Source organism: Allohahella marinimesophila, from assembly GCF_039538005.1.
Lineage (GTDB): Bacteria > Pseudomonadota > Gammaproteobacteria > Pseudomonadales > Oleiphilaceae > Allohahella > Allohahella marinimesophila.
This window is the reverse complement of record NZ_BAABBO010000023.1, coordinates 56206-79114: the sequence shown is the minus strand read 5'-3', so window position 1 is coordinate 79114 and position 22909 is coordinate 56206. Positions and strand designations below refer to the sequence as shown.

Sequence of the window (22909 nt, the reverse complement as noted above, 5' to 3'; positions counted from 1 at the left end):
GGCGGACCTCGACCGATGGTTTGCAAGCAGTCAGAAGACCTGGCGACTGGACTCGGACTACACCTCCGCGAAGATGCATACACAGACGCTGAAATGGTGATCGACGAAAACAGTGTTGTCCGATTGAGTGCATCGCCGCATCGGTCGAGGATTACGTAAACAGCGAAGATACCGAGCTCGTCTTCTAAAGCCCCACGCCCAGGCCATATCGGTCTGGGCTCTACTGCCCTCACCTACCCACGGCGTTTCCTGTCGATCAATGCTTGCGCCTCGTCCATGAGCTGTCGTTGAGGCACAGTAGCTCTATCGTCAGCCATAGCTTCTTCAACTTTAGCGCGGAACCAGGCGTCATGTGCCTCTTGATCAGCAGTCAGATCTAAGCTTGCGAGCTTTTCAGCCTCATCAGACTTAAGTCTGTCATCTACATCAATATGCAGCACTGTAGTGTGGGCCATGATGAATCCTCCTATTGTATTTCGTGACTCTATTCCAAACCCCCTTCTTTGACCACAACCCATTTGACCTCAACCGAATTGGCGTCAAAAGGTAAGCACCAGATCCAGCTCCCAGCATAATACTGGGCGGTTTGGCGCGGTGGTTTGGATGCAAAAAAGGTGGTTGAGGTCAACGAAACAACAGAAACGAGAAAGCCCCTGAGAACAGGGGCCAATAACAACAAACAATAGTGAGGCGGGATATTGTCACGATGTTGACGAAACACCGAGAGATATTTGATCTCTAAATATATGATAGCAATTAAAAACCAATAAATCAAGCTTTTGCGCAATTTAATTACGTTGATAATAAAGCTAAATGGCGGGTAAATGTGGTGGTGGTTTGAGGTGTTATTTGCTGTCAAAATATCTTAGATTGGGGTCAACCAGGGAGTGCTAGAGATACGTGTAAGCTTCTGTTAATACAGGCTTTAAGGTTATGCTAGAGAGTAAAAAGGGCTCGAAACTTTATACAACTTGGGGGTAACAACTCCCAGGGCAATCGCTCTATCTTCCGAGGTCTTGAATCAGCTTCAAAAGATAGTCGTTGGTCCATCCCGCTTTGAGCCTTTTGTTCTTAATGCCCAGTTTTATACTTTTATCATTCTTCAATACATTCAATGCTATACGACGAATGGTGGCCAAATTTTCAGCGCTGTGACCGATCCGATGTCTCGAGTCGTCCTCTCTGAAAGCGACATCCAAAACCCAGTGCAACTTGTTCTCGATTTGCCAATGTTTCCGAGTAGATTCGAGAAAATATTGAGCGTTTTCTGACCGGCTCGAGATGTAAAAGCGTCGTTCGAGGCCTTTTTTACCATTCTCATCCAGCTCAACTTCAATCACGACTAAGCTTTTGATGTCCGCCCATTTCTCCGTTAGAGGACCGAGCGTGCTTAACTTTTGCGTGACCCGGCATCGTACCGCGACCCCATGCCGAGGCTTCGTGGAGGGAACAGCCAGATCACTAAAATCTGTGCTAAAACCTGTCTCTTCAGCAACAAGATATTGGTCGTGGATAGCATCGTGCAAAGACAGCTGATTCTCTTTGACGCCGAGCAGATAATCAGCATTCTTATTGCGGATATCCCGGGCAATCGATCGCTGACAGCCCATGGCATCGATCGTGACTAAAGCACCTTCGAGATCGAGCATTTTCAGGAGTTGCGGGATAGCGGTGATTTCGTTCGATTTAGCCTCGGTCTTCACCTGTCCAAGGCAGATCTCGTTGGCCGTGCACCAGGCGCTGACCATATGTATGGCGGGCTTTGAGCTGGCTTTGTCGAACGATCGGCGCAAGGTTTTTCCATCGATAGCGACGACGTCGTCTGGCAACATTTTTGCCAGTGATGCGGCCCACTCGATGAAGCATTCCTGGAACTGCTGAGGATCGAGTTTAGCAAAGACATCATTGAAGGTATCGTGCGAGGGAATGCCGTTTGGCAGCTCGAGAAAGGTCTCAAACCATTCACGCTTCGCCTCTCCAAAATTGGCAATCGAGGTCCAGTCGTCTGCGCTGCAGATCATGCCGCATAATGCTATGGTCAGGATGTCGTGAAAGTTGTGCCGCGTGTTGCGAGTTTGACGTCTCGGATCATCAAGAGAGGCGAAGAAATCTGTAACGCCCGAGGAGATGACATTGCTCATAAATCATCCGTGAGAGCTGGCTGAAGAGGTGATCGAGCATCCTGAACGTATTCTGTATATTAATCAACCATGTAGAGCGATTTCCCTGTAACAACTCCCCCGCGAACTGAGCAGGAAATTGAACTAAACTCACAAATATGTAGCACCATTTGCTTAATTTTTATACAGGTCTAATTTGCTAGAATATCTCCATATTGCGCAATATTTTACCTTTATGTACCTACAAATATATAGGCATTAATTTTGCCTCTGTAAATATACGCGTGTCTTTGTCTTCGTCTTAGAAAAGCGCCGTTTTCACGTCATTTATTTAACTAAATATTATATAAATCAATTAGTTGCGGTTTTCAGCGCTCTGTGCTAAATATTTGGTGATTTGATGTGGTGTAGACCCCAATTTTCGCGAGAGAGCAGCAAAAATGGCTAAAAATAAAGGGAGCAGAGAGGTAAATGCGGAAGAGAACTTGCGGTTACTACAGCAAGCAGCACAACAAGTAGAGCTTTGGTATAACAGCTTGGACTTGCTGGATCTAAATGATAGCGAAAAAGCGGCTCGAAGAAATATCGTTGGCAGATTAATGAGAGCGATCACGGATGAAATACCCGACAGCGACGAAGCAATTGCAGAGACGATAGGTAGCGACTCAGTTATTCCAGGTGACTTGATGAATAAAGCTATCGTGGCATTAAGAAGCGAGGAAAGAGCGCGGCGGTGGCTTGATACTCCCACACCTGTCTTCGCCGGTAAATCGCCCGCTGATTTTGTGAAGGATGGTGGGCACACAGATTATGTGGTCAATGAGCTATTAAATATACATCACTCTCAGCTTGCGTAGCCTACATTTTCCATTTCGATAGAGGAATTAACTGATGACTAGACTAGCAGAGCTGTTCGGCATATTTATTCATCTGCGTGAAAAGCTGAAGGTCGTTGGCGAGGATTTTCAACTACTACAAGAAGAGCTGGAATTGCAACTGCGCGATCAAAAAGAGTTGGTTTGTGAATCAGAGACAAGCACGGGTTATATACGTGTAGCTTCGACTAGGCTGGAAATACAAATGGAATCTGGATCTGTCGACAATCTCAAGCGAGCTATAAATAAGTTTCCAGCTGCAGGCATGATTCCGCCGACCCAGAGTTTCGCTGAAGAAGTATGTAAGCGGTTTGACGACAATGAGAGCGAGCCAGGTGGCGGCCGGAAGGTCAAGATGTTCACCTTCTTCTATTCCGAGAGATGGAGAGTATCCGGTAGGTTGAATGATGGAAGTTGGGATCCAGGCGAGGTCGCCAGCTTTAAAGTTGTATTTAATCGCGATAACGCAGAAGTCAAACTTTGGAAGAATGGGTATCTTGAAGACACCTCCGCTAATGGCCTGCCTTATAATCCGGGATCGCTTCGCGGGCCGTTTGAGTAGCATCCTTCTAGTCCAAATCTAAGCGTGCATCGATAACATCATACAATACCTGCAGGTCTCCAGAGCCCGACCTGGTCAGTAACCCTGCCCCTTCAAGCACTCGGGTGTCTGTTTGGACATTTCTATAGTTGCGATGCAGAGCTGTTGCCAGGGCCTGATCGCATAAGGGGCCTTGCTGCCTGATCATCTTTAACACGTCTAACCGGCGCGTGTTTATCACAGAAAGAAGCGTATTCAGATCCTCGAAGTTGATGTGAGTTTCTTTACTTACCTGCCCGCCTCGCTCTGCTGCGGACCAGGCGTCAACGAAGCGATTAAACCCACTATCGGGATCTTCTGCCCTAACCGTGATGTGTAGTTTAGTCATCTCTGGTACCGGATTTGATTAGCAAAATTCAGTGACACCTTTCTGTCTATTCTAAGCCTCTCCTGTCTCGCGTCCAAACTAAAGTCAGCAGTCTATTAGTTAGCCAAAGTACGCAGAAAACGCTGTTTTATGCGTACGTACGCATGAGCTGCGTACTCGTGCGTACTTTGTCACTGGCCGGGCCAGACCAGCTTGAGAAGAAAAAGTGGGCAGCTAGAATCTACTCGCTATAGTTGTAGCACGTTACACTCTTGTAGCGCGTTACAGCCCTTGGAGCGTGAATGTCGATCAGCGAAAAACAGATACTCGAGTCGATTGAATTCCTAAACTCGAACAGAATCCAGCCGACATACCGAGCTGTCCGAGAACATCTTGGAGCCGGTAGCAACTCGACTATTCAGCTTGTGCTAAAGGCCTGGCAAAAGAAAAAAGACCAGGATCGAGCTCTCGAAGAAGCAAGCTGCCCATCCTCGATTTCCGATCGAGTCCATCAACTGGAGGTGGCAATATGGCGAGCAGCAAAGGACCTTGCCAGATTAGAACTCGAAGAAATTTGCTCGGGATTTGACGAAGAAACAGCAAGCCTAGCAGCCCATCTAGATGACCTGGATACACTCCGCGCAGCGGCAGAGGAAACAGTGGAAGAACAGTCTAAAGAGATTGCAGCGCTACGCGCAAAGGTTGACCAGGCGGACAGCGAGCGGGCCACTCTATTGTTGCGGGTGAGTGGTCTCGAGTCATCTGAGCGAGTTCTACGAGAGTCTCTGGCAAAAGCAGAGCAGAGGGAAAGTGATCTAGCTGAGATTCTAAAAGAGCGGATTTCTACAGCGCAATCTGCTAATAAGAAGTAGTTGTGGTGCGAGAGGCGGGAATCGAACCCGCATGCTCTTTCGAGCGCAAGATTTTAAGTCTTGTGTGTCTACCGATTTCACCACTCTCGCGAATGGTTTTTATATATCTCCCGTTGCATGACCGTTGCATGCTCACTTTAGAAATACCAAAAAACTACTATAATTACAGAAACTTACCCCTAAATTGAAAAGGATTTTAAGTCCCTTGCGTCTACCAGTTTCGCCATCCGGGCTGGAAGGACACAGGCTTGGACCTGTTAGTTCAGTATAACGTAATGAATGGAGGCGCGGGTCGGAATCGAACCGGCGTACACGGAGTTGCAGTCCGCTGCATGACCACTCTGCCACCGCGCCTAAAACTAAAAACCCCGAGAGACTCGGGGTTCAGCAAAATCTGGAGCGGGAAACGAGATTCGAACTCGCGACCCCAACCTTGGCAAGGTTGTGCTCTACCACTGAGCTATTCCCGCTAAACTTTTCTGATCGCTTCAAGCCTGTGGTGGCCTCTTACAAGAGGATAAGCCTGCAACGTTTCAGAGCGCGTAATTCTACCGTTTTGCACCATGGTGTCAAGCACAAACTCCGGCTTTCATGTCGGTTCGACCGGCGTCCTCATGGTCACGAATTCTTCTGCACTCGTGGGGTGAATGCCGATTGTACTGTCGAAGTCGTCCTTGGTTGCACCCGCCTTGATGGCCACAGCCAGACCCTGAATGATTTCGCCTGCGTCAGGCCCTACCATATGGGCTGCCAGCACCTTGTCAGTAGCCTTGTCGACGATCAGCTTCATGAGCGTACGCTCAGGATTGCCGCTCAGTGTGTTCTTCAGCCGCCGAAAGCTGCTGCGGAAGATGCTGACATCGGCATATTTCATCCGCGCCTCTTCTTCTGACGGTCCAATACTCGCCGCGCTCGGTTGAGAGAATACGGCTGAGGCAATCTGGGTATAATCGATGGGCCGGGGCAGATTGGCTTCGCCTCCGAACAGATCGCGCGCTACGAACATGCCTTCGGCCAAGGCCACTGGCGTTAACTGAACGCGGTCGATCACGTCTCCGACCGCATAGATGCCAGCAGCGGCTGTGCGATAGTGCTCATCGACGAGCACCTCGCCCCGGGCACCGGTCTCGACTTCTGTATTCTCGAGCCCCAGGGCATCACTATTAGGCACACGGCCCGTGGCATAGAAGACATGATCGGTAAATTCGGCTTCGTCATGACCAAGATCGAGCTTCAGCCTGCCGCCCTGATCTTCAGCATCGACAACTTCAGTAATTTCATGGACCTGACGTTCGAGCAGGAGACGGATGCCTTTCCCGGCCAGCTCCCTGTGCAGCTCCTGGCGAATATCGATATCGAAGCGCCGCAGCAATTGAGGCCCCCGGTGCAGTAGTGTCACCTCAACGCCAAGGCCGTTCAGAATGCCAGCAAACTCGACGGCAATGTAGCCGCCTCCCACCACAACGGCACGCTTGGGCAGGCTTGGCAAAGAAAACAGATCATCGCTGAGACTGACAAACTCTGAGCCCGGAAAATGCGGGAGAAACGAGCGGCTACCGCTGGCAATCAGGAAGTTCTTCGCCTGATAACGCTGGCCGTCGATACTGACTTCGTTATTCGACTCGAAGCGAGCCCGACCATCAATCACATCCACACCGGCCTGCAATAGCATGTTGCGATAAATGCCTTTGAGACGGTTGATCTCAGTGTCCTTATTGGCCACCAGGGTCGGCCAGTCGAAGCTGGTCTGCGACACCGACCAGCCATAGCCCGCCGAATCACCAAAATCCTCACCATAATGGGAGGCGTACATGAAGAGCTTCTTCGGTACACAGCCAACGTTGACGCAGGTGCCGCCATAGAAGCGGTCTTCAGCGATAGCGACTTTTGCACCAAGCGCAGCGGCTGTTCGAGCTGCGCGCACACCGCCGGACCCCGCCCCTATGACAAAGAGGTCATACATCATAAGACTCGCTTGAACAGAACCGTCTCTGTAATGTTATCGAAGCGGACTTCGCCAATACGTTCATAACCAAGACTTTCATAAAACCTCAGATAGCGGGCGTTTCCGGTATCGAGACCGATACCGGAGCTGCGCGGTGATTCAGCGCAGAAACCCTCGATGGTCTGCATGAGCAAGCGGCCATAGCCGCGGCTCTGATATTTGGGATGCACGCCAATAAATGGCAGATGGTGGTAGAGATCGTCAGGGAAGCAACGCCTGATCTGGCTATGATAATCGAGATAGCGCTTGGTCGATGAGATACCCGCAGTCATCATCATACGCATGCGCCAGCTCAGCTGATCTGCCAGATTGAATCGATGTTCCGGTGCACCAATGAGGGCGACGGCGGCCAGCACGTCGTGGTCAAGCAGCCCGATGGCATCCTGCTGATGCTCAAAATGCAGCTTCAGACCCTCTCGCAGGGTTGCCCTCACCCGCTGCTCGTAACCTGGGCGCGAGGCCTCGAAAAGATACTTGAAGGTCGGCTCGTGACGATACGCGTGATACAGCAACGATTTGACTTCGGGGATCGCACTATTATGCAGCCTGACGATAGTCGGCTCCTGCTGAGCGACAGCCTCGAGCTTTTCGTCAAACTGTGCTTCGGTTTCCACGTCCAGGAAATCCGCCATGAATGTACCCTACCTGTTATTCGGCTGACTAGGTGAATGGACAACCATAAATCAGAGTCGACCCGCGAGGCTACTGTTCAATTCACCGGATCTAGAGCGTGAGTGAAATCCGAGCACTGATCTGTCCACTGACATCTGTTCGGTCGACGTTGATCTGAGAGACTACAATACCGCTCTGCTCACGCAAAGTCTCGAGCCAGAGCATCATCTGATTGAACTCGATCTTGTCGAGCCAGACGTTGACCTGATCTTCTCCCCTGGGCTCGAAGCGCTGCAGTTCAAGGTCAAAATTTCGGGCGGAATTGCCGATCACGGAAATCAGCGACTGTCCTTGTGGCAGCCCTGCACTGGTGTCGCCGCCACCCAGCGTGGACGCAATAGAACGCGCCTTCGCTTCATTCTCTTTCATCCAGACCAGGGCCGCCTTTTCCTGGAGGGCGGCTGCTTCGGCTGTGTCGGCGTAGTCCGCTATCGGGCGCCAGATGAGTGCATACACAAGAAAACCCGCCACTGCAATAGCCAGCAGCTGCACCGCAAGCTGGTCACGCCGCGACAGATTGAGGTAATTGGCTCTGGCCGACCGCAGCGCCGGGCTCTTGTCGAGAATTCTGTTCATCATGCCCCGGGTGCTCCACGCAGCGTTATCTTGCCTCTGACACCATTGGCTTCCTTGATGGCCGATCCAATGTCGACCTGGTAACCCGCCTGGTCCAGCGCGGTTTTGTACTGATCTATCTGGCCAAGTGCGGCCGCACGGACCTCGACTGCCAGCTCGCCTCGCTGAGCGTTATATTGGAGGTTGCTGAAGCTCATGCTGCTGCTATTGGGCTGGGTACTGAGCCTGAAGCCCGCCTCGCCGAGCATCTGCAGGAAATCGGTGGCGGCCGAGCTGGTATTCGCAGACCTGAGTCGGCCTTCCATCTGTCGCCTGGGATTGGACACTCGGCGATCTGCCGGGAAGATGGATTTGTATAAGGCCAGCGATTCCTGCTGGAGCTGCTGGGCCTGCTGCTCGTAGAAAAAACCGCGGACGCCGTTGAATCCGAGTAGCACAAGAAAGACAAGACCGGCCGCCATGGCGACTGGCTTCCACTGACTCAGACCAGTGCTGCGGCCGTCGGCCTGCGCCTTATAGGGACCGCTACAGAAGTTGGCAACGGAGAAACGGGTGGCATAATCGCAGAGCACCGTGAATGGTGAAGCCTGATGTCGGTGCATCTTTACCGTGAAACCAGGGTGGCTTTCCAGTGAGGTCAGCAGCAACGCGTAGCGCTCGGCCATGGCATCGGAAATCGTGATATGCAGCGTAACGTCGCTGCCTGAAGCCGAGAGGCCAAGTTCATCGGGCTCCGCATCCTGCAGGCTCTGTTCCACCGTTGCAGACAATCCGGCTGACTGGCTGCTCTCAGGCTGCCCAAAGGTATTGAGAGAGTCGATAACAAGTTCCACCGACTCGGCTGGCACTGAAGTGGCCAGACGACCGGGCGCACAGATCAGTGTATTGACTGGCAGACTGTTGGCGAAGCCATCGTCGCCCACCGACGCGCCGAGCTGATCGAAAAACAGGTGGATGTGCTGGCCCTTCTCGGGATCGTCGCCAGCGGCCTTCACGATGCTGTCGTGAGCCGCGATCACGATCGCCGCTTCACAACTGATAGAGTCCAGCGGCACCGGTTTCAGCATGGCTTCGTTATAAAAGCTTTCGAACAGATTGCGTCGGCAGACCCAGGTCGGAAAACCACTCTCGTCACCAAGCTTGACCCGTGCATCGGCCACCAGATGAACTGACTCGATATCCTCTGCTATCAACTCCTCTACCGCAAAGGGCAGAGCCTGCTGCATGTAACGCGCCTGTTTGGGCGTAAGCTTGGCAAGAACATAGCCGAAATGCTGGGAGGGCATGATAAACGAGAGCAAGGCATCGTCGAGGTTCTGCTGCTCACTGAGTTGCATGATGCCTTCAAAAGTATCCACACCCGCAGATAGCTCATGGCCGCTGAAATCGACCAGCGCCCACTCGTAGACCTGTTCAGCGTCCGCCTTCGGCGTAACGGGTGCGAGCTGGTCCCGATAGGGATCAACAGGTCTTACAAATAGTTGGATGCTCATATCGGCTACTGGTCCAGAATTGCAATTTGTTTGGTGAGATCGAATTTCTTGCCGTAATCACGTTGCAGCACAAGTGTCGAGCCATCATTCGGATCACGATACAGCGTTGAAAGCAGGCGAACGATACTGTCATCGTTGATAGACCTTATAGTAGCCTGAAAGTAACTGCTCGCCAACGTCAGGTCCTGTGACGCAGTTCCCTTACCGGCCAGAGCGGGCAGCTGCATGAAGTCTTTCGCCAGGTCCTTGAATCCGCCAATCTTGATCCTTTCGGCGACAATTTCTTCGGCGTTCTGCCGCGGAATATTGAGGGTCGCCATCAGAACAGGGACAGTGGCCGTATTCACATTGACCTGCGTGACCCACCACGGCAAGAACGCCACGTGAGGCTGTAATGCGCGATAGACTTCGGGCGTCATGGCCTCAATGAGCCAGAGTTCTGTCATGTCCCTGAACCAGGTGCCGCCGGTTCGATATGGCGGGTCCTTGCCGAGATATTCGTAGTCTTCCGCGCCCTTGAAATTCAGTGAATCCTGGTTATCGTCCAGCCAGTCGACGAAGTGCTCACGATGCAGTTCGGGCGGTCGCTGAATCGAGCCCTCTTCGTCATACAGGCTGTCGAGAAGTCGATTGAGCTTGTCCAACGCCAAGGCATTTACCGTAGTTCGCAAGGCACCGCTGGCGTCGCGCCCCCCAGTGACCTTGAGGAGACTGTTCATGTTGAAACGACCCTGAAGGTCGTCAATCTGCCCTTCTATTCCTGAGGTGAGTGAAATCGGAATCTGAACAGCCCTCACACCCCACACTTCGTTCAGGGGATCAGACTTGCTCTCGACATCGTAGTCCACCAGTTCGCCGGTTTTCTTGTCTTCCTCGAGGTCTTTTTTCAGCAGGAGCCGAGCATAGGTCTCCCCGGCCAGCGCAAATTCTACCGACTGTTGCTGCATCAGCACATTGGCCGTGCGGGCAAAGCTGATTTCAGCACTGTTGCGCAAGGCAGTGACCATGGCCGTAGCCAGGGCAACCACCAGAAGCACCATGATCAGTGCGATGCCTCGTTGCTTCCTCGCCGGAACCTGCTGCAATGACATCATCACTGGAACCCGCCCGAGTCGATTGGAACCTGTCCGGCGCCGCCCTCACCTTCAGGCTGAAAGCCACCTCCCGACTGGCTGCCGTCGATGGGCACCTGGCCACCATCGGTCTGCCCGCCCTGCTGACCAGGATTCTGACCGTCAGTGCCATCTGGATTGTTAGCGCCACCGCCTGGTTGCCCCGCAGCCGGCTGACCGGCATTCGGTGGCATGATGGGCTGCTCGTAGCCAGCCAGGGCGAACAATCTCTGTAGCCTGCCATATACACGATGGGTGAAATTCACTTCGATGATGCGTGGTATTGCGGTATTGATATCAACCTTGCCAGAGCCAAGCTGCGCAGCGGTAGGCCAGTCCGTCTGCCATTCATTATTCTCATCAAGCAGGCGAATCGAGAAGTCACTGACTTCGCTCAGCAGCACCTGCCTCACCGGCTCAGACTCCTGCGGCTGATCAAGCACCGGCCAGTAGTAGCGAATCAGTTCCTCTTCTTCGATGGCATAGGCCACGCGCTGCAGTTCGCTCCGAATGGGAATCTGGTCCATATCCTTGAGGTTCTGCAGCAGCTGACGAGGATCACGCCAACCTGTGCGAGTGAACTGAATATCATAAGTTGTATCCGTCGTTCTGACGGCCGGCTGAAGATCGCCAAAGCCGTCACGTACAGGACGGGCAATGATCTGCTCGTAGTCGCGGCTGATGACAGAATCGGCAAGCTGGAGACTACGCAACTGGCCGCCACGGAGCTCGAGCACATCGTTGACACGGATGGTCTGGCTCAACAGCGTGACAGTGCCCACGCCAATGATGGCCGTGACCGTGATGGCGATCAGAATCTCTAGCAGCGTAAAGCCGCGTGCGTGTGCCTGAAACATGATCATGGCTCTCCGAGGAAGCCGACCAGAGTGAAGACCGGCACGTCGTTGAGCCCTCCTCCGGCGAGGAATGCGATATCCATGGTGACTTCGCGGAGGCGCTTCTCAGCAGGTATCTTCACGGTTCTGGTCACGCGCCACTGGCGATCGGCAAAAGCGACTTCCTTTTTCACGACCCCGGCGGGCGGCAGCTGCTCTTCCGTGCCCAGCATGACAAGCTCGTTACGGGCCACCCAGCTCGCCAGCGTTTTCTGCTCGAGCCGTTCCTGTGCCTTGAGGGGAACCGCAGTGCCCTTGACGATAGCAGCCGAAGTCACTGCAAAGATCAGCAGCGCCACCAACACTTCAATAAGCGTGAAACCCTGGACAGCCTGCTTCATCAGTCTTCTTCATCCGTATCGCTGACGATCTCGATAGGCGCGAGCCCGTCGGTCCTCAATACAGTCTGGACGTCGACACTGCCGCTGATCCTCAGTGTCAGCGTGAAGGGTGTGATTTCGCCGCTGGAGAGAAACAGGATCTGGGGCAGGAACAGATCCTTCTCTTCATCGCCGAACATGCGCACTTCATCCTGCTCCGGTGGCTTCAGCTCGAAGTAGGACTTGGCGTCCTTGAATTCCGCTTCAAGCCATTCTGGAAAAGGCTTGGGTTGCATGAACGCCTGGGGCAGTTCGACCCACTTCTGTTCCTTTTCGGAGTACCCTCGAAAACTGAAGCCAGCCTCACCAATTTCGAGGCCGATCTCCATATTCTGGAACACGGCTTCTTCACGGCTCAACTGCATTGTGGCGAGCAGCTGTCTGGCTGCCTGATCGAGCTCGCGCCGCTGACTGTTGCCGTCTGGCACCAGGGTCACGGCCCCTATGACGAGCGAAATAAGGAGCATGACCACCAGCAGCTCGATGAGCGTGAAACCACCCTCACTCGTGGTGGCCCGGCGGTAGAGCCTGTGACGATGACCCAGCACCAGAACTACTTGTTGTTCCAGTTACCGATGTCGGCGTTATAGCCTTCGCCACCTTCCTGACCATCGGCACCGTAGGAAAACACATCGTAGGGACCGTTCAGACCGGGAGAAACATACTCGTAGTCATTACCCCAGGGGTCCTTCGGCAGGGCCTTGATATACCCTTCTGGATTCCAGTTTCTGGCTTCAGGGAAACCAGAAGGCTTGGACACCAGCGCCTGCAGTCCCTGGTCAGTACTTGGATAAGTGTGATTGTCCAGCTTGTACATATCGAAGGCCTGTTCGAGCGTTCGTATATCCTGGCCAGCCACAGTGACTTTTGCCTGGTCGGTCCGGCCGAGAATCTGTGGTGCAACCGCTGCCACCAACAGACCGAGTATGATCAGGACCACCATGATCTCGATCAGCGTAAAACCCTGCTGACGCTTCTGTGGCAGTGAATTTTGACGATGTCTGGTAGACACCGGGAGATGATGACGTGTCATTGCCGCGTTTCCTTTTGATTGGATTATATGTCGGAAGACTATCCGACGAGATTACTCATGCTTAATATCGGCAGCATGATGGCCATGACGATCACGAGTACCACTGCGCCCATGAAGAGCAGCATGAAAGGCTCGAACATGCCTATCAAGGTAGCCATCTTGCCCTGGAGATCGTTCTCCTGGTTGGCTGCCGTCCGCTCCAGCATATCCCCGAGCTGACCACTGGCTTCGCCGCTGGCAATCATGTGGATCATCATCGGGGGGAAGTAGCCGGTCTGATCCAGAGAGCGGTGCAGACTACCACCTTCCCTGACCTTCTGAGAGGCCTCGGCCACCAGTTTCTTAAGCCACTGATTGTCGAGGACTTCGCCAGAAATCCGCATGGCATCCACCAAGGGCACACCACTGCTGTTGAGAATACTGAGCGTACTGGCAAATCGTGCAGTATTCAGCCCGCGCACCATCTTGGCCAGCCCCGGCACATGCAATATGGTTCGGTGAACCTTCAACCTGAAATCAGGTTTCTTCATCATGGCTGTAAACCCGAAGGCCAGCAAGGCCACGAAAATGAGGAAGTACAGCCCATAGGCTACCGTCCAGTCACTCAGCGTCAGAATGATCTGTGTCAGCGTCGGCAACTCCTGCCCACTGTTGACGAAGACCTTGACGATATCGGGCACGACGAAGGCCAGCAAAAAGCCAACGATACCGACAGCGACTATGGACAGTATTATCGGATAGATGGCCGCGAGCTTGATCTTCTGCCGCGAAATCTGCTGTTGCTCGGTGTAATCTGCCAAGCGCATGAGCACCAGCTCGAGATGCCCAGCATGCTCGCCAGCAGCTACGGTGGAACGGTAGAGGTCAGGGAACGCCTTGGGGAACTCACTCAGGCTATCGGCAAGCGAATAGCCCTCGAGCACTCGCGAGCGAACTGCCAGCATCATGCTCTTGACCTTCGGCTTTTCGCTCTGCGAGGCCACCGCGCTCAGCGATTCCTCCACTGGAATACCTGACTGGATCAGCGTTGCCAACTGGCGGGTCAACAAGGCCAGGTCCGGCGTATTCAGCGAGTTGCCCCGCGTCCTTACGCTACCCTTGGTCTTGCTCTTGCCCTGAGCGTCGCTGGATTGCTCCACCGATACCGGCATCCAGCCCTTGTCGCGCAGCAGCTGCCGAACCTGCCTGGCGCTATCGCCTTCGAGGGTACCTTTCTGGTTCTTGCCTTTGGCATCGAGTGCCTTGTAATCGAAAGCTGCCATTATTCGCGGTGCGTCACGCGGAGCACTTCTTCTACGGAGGTAATCCCCTGCAGAATCTTCAGCACACCGTCGGCGTGAATGCTCGGCCCACGTTCACGGGCATATTTTTCCATTTCCATCTCGCCAGCCTGTTTATGGATCAGTTGTCGCATGCCTTCATCGACTTCGATCACTTCATAGATACCCAGTCGGCCTCGATAGCCGAGATGATTACACTCGGGGCACCCGGTCGGGCGGAAGATCTGAGGCGGACTGGCAGGATCGGCACTGAGGAATTCGCAGACTTCAGCATCCGGCGTATAAGGCTCCTTGCAGTGTTCGCAAAGCGTTCTGACCAGTCGCTGCGCCATGACGCCGACGAACGAGGACGAGATGAGAAACGGTTCAACACCCATATCCATCAAGCGCGTGACCGCACCCACCGCACTGTTGGTGTGCAGAGTGGACAATACAAGGTGACCGGTCAAACTGGCCTGCACTGCAATTTCTGCAGTTTCAAGGTCTCGAATCTCACCGATCATCACCACGTCAGGATCCTGACGCAGGATGGCCCTGAGCCCCCTCGCAAAAGTCATGTCGACCTTGGTATTGACCTGGGTTTGACCAACGCCGGGCAGATTGTATTCTATTGGATCTTCGACGGTGAGAATGTTGCGGGAGCGATCATTGATTTCGCTCAGCGCAGCATACAGTGTCGTGGTCTTACCAGAACCGGTAGGACCAGTCACCAGCATGATACCGTGTGGCCGATAGACGGTCTTTCTCATGAGTTTGAGATCGCGCTCGGTCATGCCGATGCGCTCTAGCTGCAGGCGACCGGCCTGCTTGTCGAGCAATCGAAGCACAATGCGCTCCCCATTGCTCGAGGGCATGGTCGACACTCGAATATCAACTTCCTTGCCACCAACCCGCAGTGAGATACGGCCGTCTTGCGGAACACGCTTTTCAGCAATATCCAGTCTTGCCATGACCTTGATACGCGAGACCAGCAGCGGCGCGAGGGCTCGTTTGGGCTTCACGATCTCACGCAGCACACCGTCGACCCGGAAGCGGACTATCAGGTCCTTCTCATAGGTCTCGATGTGAATATCCGAGGCGCTCGACTTGACGGCCTCGGTCAGGATCGCATTGATGAGCCGTATGATCGGCGCATCATCTTCCTGCTCGAGCAGATCCTCGGTTTCCGGCACTGAATCCGCAAGACTCGCGAGATCCATGTCGTCACCGAGGCCCTCCACCATCTGCATGGCTTCGGCACTATCGTTCTGATAGGCGCGTCCGAGTGCTTCGTCGAACTCGTTCGCTCCGACAGCCTTGAACTCGCACTGGCCACCGGAAAACCGGTTTACCTCAGCGAAAACCTGTGGATTGAGCGGCGGCCTGAACTGAATGAGCTGACGCCCAGTCTGTTCATCCGGCTGCGAAATAAAGATTCCATGACGCTTGGCAAAGTTAAAAGGCAGGCGATAGATGTTAACCGCTTCCCGTTCCGGCGTTGCTAAGGCTTGTGACTGGCTGTTGTTTGGCATAGTTTTGTGTAAGCTATTTCGACGGCTAGAGTATACTAATCATAGCTGAGGCGCGTTCGATGTTCTGCGTCACAGTCTTAAAATTTTCGTAAACCCTTAAATTCAGGCGGGCTTGATGCCTTCAAGACTACAACAATGGCTGCCCTGGCTGCTCACGACAATAATCGTCGTCTGCGCAGCAGTCTACCTGACATCACACTCACTCGCACTGTGGCGCGACTATCAGCAGCTCAAGCGGCCGCCGGTTGCGGTCAGTGCACAGAGCGGTAACGCCGTGGTACAGCGGCCCGTGCGACAGTTGCTGGGGCTCAATCTGTTCGGCAGTCCGACTGCCAGCGCGCCCGCACCTGTGCAGACGACCGAGGAACTGCCCGAGACCAACCTGCAACTGACCTTGCGCGGCATTTCATCCTCCGGTGAAACAGACGTTGGTGGCGCCCTCATCGAAGGGCCCGACCGTATCACCGATTTCTTCAGAGTTGGCGAAAGCATGCCCGGCAATGCCAGTCTGCACTCGGTCTACGCTAATCGCGTCGTCATCGACAGAAGCGGTCAACTGGAAAACCTTTTCTTTCCTGAAGAGCTCGGCAGCGGCAGTAATGTCGAAGCTTATTCGCCCTCGAACGACAGTTATAACCAGACTTACGAGCAGGACTACCAGGACTCAGGCTATGACCAGTCCGGAGATGTTCCCGTTTACCAGCCTGAAGTTCAGGAGCTTAATGAATATGCCCCTGAAGTCACCCCTGATGAAGGCTCTGCAATACCGGGCGAGCAGTTCGATGCCGCTGGCTATGAGCCTCCTGAAGGCATTCCGGCAGAGCCGGTACCGGCTACTGAAGCTGTCAGCGAGCTCGAGGAAGCCCGCAGGGCTGAAATTCGCGACCGACTGCAGAAAATGCGAGAAACCATTCGGTCCCAGGCTCAGTAAGGCATTGCCTGTAGCCTACGATCTGTAACATAGCTTCACCATTCTTATAAAGTGATCCTCCCTTCAGCTGGATATACTCGCTTAAACCAGTTTGTAGTGTGGATTCTGATGTTCCCCCACCGCCGTATCAAGATATCCCTAGTCCTGAGCCTGTTCAGCGTCCTGATCGTGCTGGCTACGCTGACATTTGAAATTTCAGCACGCCAGGCGAGTCAGCGTAATTTTCAGACTCAACCAATTCAACTTGGTGAAGAATGGCCGAGCCCGCTGCTCGAGCGCAAAGTTCACCAGCGAGACCGAGGCGCACGACATACTGCAGAGCGCCTCAGCTCCAGAGAGCTGGCAGCCGGGATCTCTTTCTAGCTGTCTTGTTAAAAATGCCTGCGTGATCAGATCCGTCAGAGCGATCCTTCCATCATTTCGCGTGTCCTGTGGCCCTCCGCTCAACAATCGACGTCAATGCTTGACCTCTTTTTGCCCTCAGATTACAGTTTACGTTAACGTCAACTTGTGCCACAGCGTCTTTGCCTGGATACGTCATGACCAGAAAGGATCAAGCCCGGCTTTACACGATCAGTGATCTGGCCAGCGAATTCGACATCACACCCCGAACCATCCGGTTTTATGAGTCGGAACAACTGCTGCAGCCTGAATCCCGTGAATCGCACGGTACGCGACATTATGGCGAACGCGAACGTGTTCGACTCAAGCTTATTCTTCGTGGCAAGCGCCTTGGTTTCAGCCTTGCGGAATCCAAATCGCTGATCGAGCTCTACAATGCCGATTCAGACAACACCGAACAGCTTCAGCGCTTCCTTGAACTCATCGAATTACATCGTCGACAGCTACAACGGCAGAAGCAGGATATTGCCGTTCTGGAGCAGGAACTCGACTTGGCCGAGCAGCGTGTTCGAAACGCCATGCCCGGATCTACAGCCAACTAGCGCGAAGTCGCAGGAGCAGACCATAACAATGACCCAACAAGCCGACTACCCTACTCTTCGATTTCCCATGACTGAGGATGAGGCCCAGCTACAGACACTTGCCCGACGCTTCGCCCGGGAACGCATAGCGCCAATCGCCGCTGAAATCGACCGAAGCAATGCCTTTCCCAATGCACTCTGGAAGGCGCTTGGCGAGGTCGGCCTGCTTGGCATAACCGCCGGCGAAGATGTTGGTGGTGCCAACATGGGATACTTCGCGCACTGCCTGGCGCTCGAAGAAATCTCACGCTGTTCCGCCAGTGTCGCTTTGAGTTACGGCGCCCACTCGAACCTCTGCGTGAATCAGATAGACAAGAATGGCTCGATAGAGCAACGCTTGCGTTATCTGCCCAAGCTGGTCAGCGGCGAACATGTCGGCGCACTCGCCATGAGTGAAGCCCTGGCTGGCAGTGACGTGGTCAGTATGAGGCTCAGGGCCGAGAAACATGGTGATGGTTTCCGTTTGAATGGTACAAAAATGTGGATCACCAATGGCCCGGATGCCGATGTGCTGGTGGTCTATGCCAAAACAGCCCCTGAGGCAGGATCCAAAGGTATTACGGCATTTATCATCGAGCGCGGGATGGCGGGGTTTTCGAGCTCGCCAAAACTGGACAAGCTCGGTATGCGGGGATCGAACACCTGCGAGCTGGTGTTCGATAATTGCGACGTGCCGGCAGCAAATATACTCGGCGAATTGAACCGTGGCGCGAAGGTGCTCATGAGCGGCCTTGATTTCGAACGCGTACTTCTGGCAGCGGGCCCCCTCGGCATCATGCAGGCCTGCATGGATATCGTACTGCCCTACGTTCATGAACGGGTTCAGTTCGGCGAGGCCATTGGCAATTTTCAGCTGATTCAGGGAAAACTTGCCGATATGTATAGCCAGCTCAACGCCAGCCGCGCCTATCTCTATGCCACTGCTCAGGCCTGTGATCGCGGCGAAGCATCACGGAAGGATGCCGCTGGCGTCATACTGTTCTGCGCTGAAAATGCTACGCGTATGGCGCTGGATGCCATACAGATACTCGGGGGGAATGGTTACACCAATGATTACGCTGCCGGACGCCTGCTACGCGATGCCAAGCTGTACGAAATTGGTGCCGGCACCTCTGAGGTCCGACGAATGCTCATAGGCCGTGAGTTGTTCAACGAGACCGCCTGAGGAGGCAGCATGACAGAGCATGGAAAGGCAGAATCAACTGCATCGGCGGCAGCGGCTCGTCTCGAGCAGATGAACCAGCGCCTGGCGCACATCAAAGCGCTCGAAACCAGAATACGCGAAGGAGGTGGGCCCGAGGCGCAGGCGAAGCAGCGAGACAAGGGCAAACTGCTTTGCCGGGAACGCATCAGCCTCCTGCTTGATCACGATTCGCCCTTCCTCGAGATCGGCCTGCTGGCGGCCCATGAGGTCTACGACCACGAAGTGCCAGCAGCAGGTGTCGTCGCCGGCATTGGCTACGTATCCGGCTTTGCCTGCATGATTGTCGCCAACGATGCCAGCGTCAAAGGAGGGACTTACTACCCACTCACGGTCAAGAAGCACATCAGAGCCCAGACCATCGCCGAAGACTTTCGGCTGCCCTGTATCTATCTCGTGGACTCCGGTGGCGCCCACCTGCCCCTGCAGGACGAGGTGTTTCCAGACAAGGAAGACTTCGGTCATATCTTTTACAAGCAGGCCCGACTCTCAGCCCAGGGCATTCCGCAGATCGCCGTAGTGATGGGCTTCTGCACTGCCGGCGGCGCTTACGTACCGGCCATGGCAGATGAGTGTGTCATGGTGGAACGTCAGAGCTCCCTCTTTCTCGCTGGTCCAGCTCTGGTCAAAGCCGCTACAGGCGCGGAGGTCGATGGGGAAGCACTTGGCGGCGCGCGCATGCATGCCGAAATATCTGGTGTGGCCGACCATCTCGCTGCCAGCGATACTGAAGCCCTGCAACTTGCACGGCGAATACTGACCCATGCAGGCTTGCCCCGAAAGCGGCAGGTCGCTCTGCCAGCTTCGATTGCCGAGCCCCTGTACGCCCCTGAAGAGCTACGAGGCATCGTGCCAAAAGACTTCAGAACCCCTTTCGATGTCAGAGAGGTTATCGAAAGGATCGTCGATGGCTCGGAACATGACGAGTTCAAGCCGCTGTACGGTCCCACGCTCGTGTGTACATTTGCCGAGATCGGGGGGCACCGCGTAGGTATCCTTGCCAATAACGGCGTGCTCTTCAGCGAGTCCGCACTCAAGGGCACCCACTTCATCCAGCTCTGTGAGCAGCGAAATACCCCCTTGATCTTCCTGCAGAACATTACCGGCTTCATGATTGGACTCGATCATGAGCAGGGAGGCATTGCCAAGCACGGCGCCAAGATGGTGATGGCCGTGGCCTGCGCCACCGTAGCGAAATACACCATCATTATTGGCGGCAGCTTTGGCGCCGGAAACTACGGCATGTGTGGTCGGGGCTATAATCCGCGCTTTCTCTGGACCTGGCCCAGTGCCAAGATTTCCGTCATGGGCGGTGATCAGGCTGCCGGCGTACTCTCTACCGTAAAGGCCGAAGCGCTGGCGAAGAAAGGCTTGCCCTTCGATGCTGAAGCGAAGGCTGCACTCGAAGAACCCGTTCGCCGACAATTCGAGCGTCAATCAGATACCGTCTACGCCTCAGCCAGGCTCTGGGATGACGGCATCATTGATCCGGCCGATACCCGCGCAATACTCCGTTTTGCGTTGGATCTGGAACCCGAAGGCGTAGCAGGTGAGCCTGGAAAGGGTCGGCAGGGCGTCGCTGCCTACCGATAAGCCGAGCACATCATCTGAGGCGTTTCAGGTTCAGTGGTGGACGTGACTCTCACCGCTGACAGGCTGTACGGCAAACCAGGATTTTAGACGAATAGAATCCGGCTTCGCAGCATCGGCTGCTTCGAAAATGAAGGTCGCAGGCAATTGTTCACCCGCTGTAGTTGGCGATACCAGCTTCATCAGCATGATATGGATACCGCCGGGTGCTAATGCTACGGTTTGCCCGGCGGGAATCGATACGCCCTCAGGGAGTGCCGCCATCGACATCATGCCCTCATCAGACATGACAGATTCGTGCAGCGAAGTCTGAGCGGCCGCCTCAGTTTCTACGGCCACGAGCCGATATGACTGATCGGAACTATTGCTGATGGTGACGTAGCCAGCTCCGTTGAGCCCGGCCACGGGCACCGAGCGTGTCCAGGCATGCGTGATGGTGAGTCCTGCCTCGGTAACACCGTGAGCCATTACTCTACCGCCCGCCAACAGAAGGCCCGATAATACTGAACTGAAAACGAAAAACCCTACGATAGCGCCTTTAAAGTGCATCCTGGTCACTCAATTGCTCTCCTCAATAACAAAAAAGCCGCACGAAGTGCGGCTTTGATCGATCAGACTGAGCTAGATGCTCAGACTGCAGATTCCAGTTGTGGCACAGCTTCGAAGAGGTCCGCCACCAGGCCGTAATCAGCCACCTGGAAAATCGGAGCTTCTTCGTCCTTGTTGATCGCAACGATGACCTTCGACTCGGACATACCAGCCAGATGCTGAATCGCGCCGGAAATACCAACGGCAATATACAGCTGTGGGGCAACGATCTTGCCGGTCTGACCGACCTGCATATCGTTAGGCACAAAACCAGCATCGACTGCGGCGCGTGAAGCACCAACAGCAGCGCCAAGCTTGTCTGCAAGCTTGTACAGCATTTCGAAGTTTTCACCGTTCTGCATACCACGACCGCCAGAAACAACGATCTGTGCGCCGCTCAGATCCGGACGATCAGACTTCGCAAGCTCTTCTCTCACAAATGAAGACACGCCAGCATCCTTGACGACACTGCAGTCTTCTATCGCTGCAGAGCCACCTTCACCAGACACAGGGTCGAAACCTGTCGGGCGAACGGTAATGACCTTGATCGCATCGGAAGTCTTGACGGTAGCGATGGCATTACCGGCATAAATCGGACGAACGAAGGTATCAGCTGCTTCGACGCGAATGATGTCGGAGATCTGCGCAACATCCAGCAGCGCGGCTACGCGTGGCATGAAGTCCTTGCCAGTTGTCCCGGCAGACGTAAGGATTGCAGCGTAATCCTTGCCCAGCTCAACAACCAGCGCGGCCAGGTTTTCACCCAGCTGATGACCGTAGACATCTGCATCGGCCTTGAGGACCTTGGAAACGCCTTGTGCCTTGGCTGCCTCTTCAGCAGCGCCAGAACAATCCTTGCCTGCTATTAGAACAGTAATGTCGCCGCCGATTTGCTGGGCAGCTGCGATCACGTTCAGTGTCGCTGACTTGAGGGAACTGTTATCGTGTTCCGCAATGACTAGTACGCTCATGATTAAAGTACCTTCGCTTCATTCTTGAGTTTGTCGACCAGTTCGGCGACGCTCGCAACCTTCACACCAGCAGATCGCTGCGCAGGTGGCTCGACCTTTACCACTGAGATGCGTGGCGCAACTTCAGCACCGAGATCAGCCGGGCTCATGACTTCGAGCGGCTTCTTCTTCGCCTTCATGATGTTCGGCAGCGAAGCATAGCGTGGCTCGTTGAGACGCAGGTCGGTCGTCACGACCGCAGGCAGGCTCAGTGACACTGTAACAAGACCACCGTCAATTTCACGAGTGACTTCTACCTTGTCGCCTTCTACCTTGACTTCAGAAGCGAAAGTGCCCTGACCGTAGCCACAGAGCGCGGCCAGCATCTGACCAGTCTGGTTGTTATCAGTGTCGATGGACTGCTTGCCCAGAATAATGAGTTTCGGCTCTTCTTTCTCGACAATAGCCTTCAGCAGCTTGGCGGCGGCGAGCGACTGGATTTCCTCATCGGTCTCCACATGAATGCCACGGTCAGCGCCCAGCGCGAGCGCGGTACGAATCTGCTCCTGGCAGGCTTTCGGGCCGATCGATACGACCACGACTTCAGTGGCGACACCTTTTTCCTTCAGGCGAACGGCTTCTTCAATGGCGATCTCACAGAACGGATTCATGGCCATTTTGACGTTGGCCAGATCGACACCAGAGTGATCAGACTTGACTCGTACTTTTACGTTGTAATCGATGACACGTTTGACAGCGACAAGAACCTTCATAGATTCCTCGTTGGTTTGAGGTGGAATAAACGAGCATTATACCCTAATAAGACGACGCATAGCTCGGCGACATACCTGCAGACGATGCCTGATACGCTCCGGCGCACAATCAGCTCGTGATCTGCCATGGCCGCAGCGTCTATACTGGCCGTATTTAAAT

At 54.2% G+C, this 22909-nt stretch carries 24 protein-coding genes and 3 tRNA genes; 7 read left to right on the top strand and 20 right to left on the bottom strand.

Going from position 1 to position 22909, the window contains the following annotated elements; all coding sequences use genetic code 11:
* Positions 1-233: 233 nt before the first annotated feature.
* Together ABD735_RS19680 and ABD735_RS19675 are read right to left on the bottom strand one after the other, a co-directional pair.
* On the bottom strand, positions 234-455 hold the full coding sequence (locus ABD735_RS19680) for a type II toxin-antitoxin system antitoxin, RelB/DinJ family (protein ID WP_344809714.1): 222 nt from the start codon (positions 453-455) through the stop codon (positions 234-236).
* A 546-nt stretch (positions 456-1001) separates the two neighbouring features.
* Positions 1002-2141, bottom strand: coding sequence for an ISAs1 family transposase (locus tag ABD735_RS19675; protein ID WP_344809712.1), 1140 nt, complete (start codon positions 2139-2141; stop codon positions 1002-1004).
* A 419-nt stretch (positions 2142-2560) separates the two neighbouring features.
* On the opposite strand from ABD735_RS19675, the gene ABD735_RS19670 reads away from it, so the two are divergent.
* Positions 2561-2977 carry an MbcA/ParS/Xre antitoxin family protein gene (locus ABD735_RS19670; RefSeq protein WP_344809710.1) on the top strand — a complete coding sequence of 139 codons (417 nt, stop codon included), beginning with the start codon at positions 2561-2563 and terminating at the stop codon, positions 2975-2977.
* 34 nt (positions 2978-3011) lie between these two features.
* Positions 3012-3557 (top strand): hypothetical protein, encoded by a 546-nt coding sequence (locus tag ABD735_RS19665; RefSeq protein WP_344809708.1) that lies wholly within the window; start codon positions 3012-3014, stop codon positions 3555-3557.
* Positions 3558-3564: 7 nt separating this feature from the next.
* Here the strand turns inward: ABD735_RS19665 and ABD735_RS20220 are convergent, their stop codons facing one another.
* Positions 3565-3924, bottom strand: a complete 360-nt coding sequence (locus ABD735_RS20220) for an HVO_A0114 family putative DNA-binding protein (protein ID WP_486303634.1) — start codon at positions 3922-3924, stop codon at positions 3565-3567.
* A gap of 281 nt (positions 3925-4205) precedes the next feature.
* Between ABD735_RS20220 and ABD735_RS19660 the strand changes: the two genes are divergently transcribed.
* Positions 4206-4775, top strand: a complete 570-nt coding sequence (locus tag ABD735_RS19660; RefSeq protein ID WP_344809706.1) for a DNA-binding protein — start codon at positions 4206-4208, stop codon at positions 4773-4775.
* Between the two features lie 3 nt (positions 4776-4778).
* On the opposite strand, the gene ABD735_RS19655 is transcribed toward ABD735_RS19660, so the two are convergent.
* The 14 genes from ABD735_RS19655 to gspE form a co-directional block, all read right to left on the bottom strand.
* Positions 4779-4865, bottom strand: a tRNA-Leu gene (locus ABD735_RS19655).
* Between the two features lie 190 nt (positions 4866-5055).
* Positions 5056-5129, bottom strand: a tRNA-Cys gene (locus ABD735_RS19650).
* A 41-nt stretch (positions 5130-5170) separates the two neighbouring features.
* Positions 5171-5245, bottom strand: a tRNA-Gly gene (locus ABD735_RS19645).
* A 119-nt stretch (positions 5246-5364) separates the two neighbouring features.
* On the bottom strand, positions 5365-6741 hold the full coding sequence (gene gorA, locus ABD735_RS19640) for a glutathione-disulfide reductase (protein WP_344809704.1): 1377 nt from the start codon (positions 6739-6741) through the stop codon (positions 5365-5367).
* On the bottom strand, positions 6738-7412 hold the full coding sequence (locus tag ABD735_RS19635) for a GNAT family N-acetyltransferase (protein WP_344809703.1): 675 nt from the start codon (positions 7410-7412) through the stop codon (positions 6738-6740). Before ABD735_RS19635 ends, gorA begins: the two co-directional genes overlap by 4 nt.
* 91 nt (positions 7413-7503) lie before the next feature.
* Positions 7504-8031: a type II secretion system protein GspM gene (gspM, locus tag ABD735_RS19630; protein WP_344809702.1), complete on the bottom strand. Its 528-nt coding sequence runs from the start codon at positions 8029-8031 to the stop codon at positions 7504-7506.
* A complete protein-coding gene (gene gspL / locus ABD735_RS19625; protein WP_344809701.1) occupies positions 8028-9521 on the bottom strand; it encodes a type II secretion system protein GspL in 1494 nt (497 codons plus the stop codon). Before gspL ends, gspM begins: the two co-directional genes overlap by 4 nt.
* A gap of 5 nt (positions 9522-9526) precedes the next feature.
* Entirely contained in the window at positions 9527-10615 is a 1089-nt protein-coding gene (gene gspK, locus ABD735_RS19620; protein WP_344809700.1) for a type II secretion system minor pseudopilin GspK, read from the bottom strand.
* Entirely contained in the window at positions 10615-11490 is an 876-nt protein-coding gene (gene gspJ / locus ABD735_RS19615; RefSeq protein WP_344809698.1) for a type II secretion system minor pseudopilin GspJ, read from the bottom strand. Before gspJ ends, gspK begins: the two co-directional genes overlap by 1 nt.
* 2 nt (positions 11491-11492) lie before the next feature.
* Entirely contained in the window at positions 11493-11870 is a 378-nt protein-coding gene (gene gspI, locus ABD735_RS19610; protein WP_344809696.1) for a type II secretion system minor pseudopilin GspI, read from the bottom strand.
* On the bottom strand, positions 11870-12457 hold the full coding sequence (gspH, locus tag ABD735_RS19605) for a type II secretion system minor pseudopilin GspH (protein ID WP_344809694.1): 588 nt from the start codon (positions 12455-12457) through the stop codon (positions 11870-11872). The genes gspI and gspH overlap by 1 nt, the downstream gene beginning before the upstream one ends.
* A 5-nt stretch (positions 12458-12462) precedes the next feature.
* A complete protein-coding gene (gspG, locus tag ABD735_RS19600; RefSeq protein ID WP_344809692.1) occupies positions 12463-12942 on the bottom strand; it encodes a type II secretion system major pseudopilin GspG in 480 nt (159 codons plus the stop codon).
* 38 nt (positions 12943-12980) lie between these two features.
* Positions 12981-14204 carry a type II secretion system inner membrane protein GspF gene (gspF, locus tag ABD735_RS19595; protein ID WP_344809690.1) on the bottom strand — a complete coding sequence of 408 codons (1224 nt, stop codon included), beginning with the start codon at positions 14202-14204 and terminating at the stop codon, positions 12981-12983.
* On the bottom strand, positions 14204-15733 hold the full coding sequence (gene gspE / locus ABD735_RS19590; protein ID WP_344809688.1) for a type II secretion system ATPase GspE: 1530 nt from the start codon (positions 15731-15733) through the stop codon (positions 14204-14206). Before gspE ends, gspF begins: the two co-directional genes overlap by 1 nt.
* Before the next feature lie 115 nt (positions 15734-15848).
* Here gspE and ABD735_RS19585 point away from each other — a divergent pair, with 115 nt between their 5' ends.
* The 4 genes from ABD735_RS19585 (at position 15849) to ABD735_RS19570 (ending at position 20441) form a co-directional block, all read left to right on the top strand.
* Positions 15849-16664, top strand: coding sequence for a type II secretion system protein N (locus tag ABD735_RS19585; RefSeq protein ID WP_344809686.1), 816 nt, complete (start codon positions 15849-15851; stop codon positions 16662-16664).
* Positions 16665-17203: 539 nt separating this feature from the next.
* On the top strand, positions 17204-17608 hold the full coding sequence (locus ABD735_RS19580) for a MerR family transcriptional regulator (protein ID WP_344809684.1): 405 nt from the start codon (positions 17204-17206) through the stop codon (positions 17606-17608).
* Between the two features lie 67 nt (positions 17609-17675).
* Positions 17676-18812 carry an isovaleryl-CoA dehydrogenase gene (locus tag ABD735_RS19575; RefSeq protein ID WP_344809720.1) on the top strand — a complete coding sequence of 379 codons (1137 nt, stop codon included), beginning with the start codon at positions 17676-17678 and terminating at the stop codon, positions 18810-18812.
* 9 nt (positions 18813-18821) lie between these two features.
* Positions 18822-20441, top strand: a complete 1620-nt coding sequence (locus ABD735_RS19570) for a carboxyl transferase domain-containing protein (protein ID WP_425548635.1) — start codon at positions 18822-18824, stop codon at positions 20439-20441.
* A 30-nt stretch (positions 20442-20471) separates the two neighbouring features.
* On the opposite strand, the gene ABD735_RS19565 is transcribed toward ABD735_RS19570, so the two are convergent.
* The 3 genes from ABD735_RS19565 to ABD735_RS19555 all read right to left on the bottom strand — a co-directional run bounded on the left by ABD735_RS19565 (position 20472) and on the right by ABD735_RS19555 (position 22749).
* A complete protein-coding gene (locus tag ABD735_RS19565; protein ID WP_344809716.1) occupies positions 20472-20987 on the bottom strand; it encodes a copper chaperone PCu(A)C in 516 nt (171 codons plus the stop codon).
* An 80-nt stretch (positions 20988-21067) separates the two neighbouring features.
* Positions 21068-21997: an electron transfer flavoprotein subunit alpha/FixB family protein gene (locus ABD735_RS19560; RefSeq protein WP_344809682.1), complete on the bottom strand. Its 930-nt coding sequence runs from the start codon at positions 21995-21997 to the stop codon at positions 21068-21070.
* Between the two features lie 2 nt (positions 21998-21999).
* Positions 22000-22749, bottom strand: coding sequence for an electron transfer flavoprotein subunit beta/FixA family protein (locus ABD735_RS19555; RefSeq protein ID WP_344809680.1), 750 nt, complete (start codon positions 22747-22749; stop codon positions 22000-22002).
* Between the last annotated feature and the right edge of the window lie 160 nt (positions 22750-22909).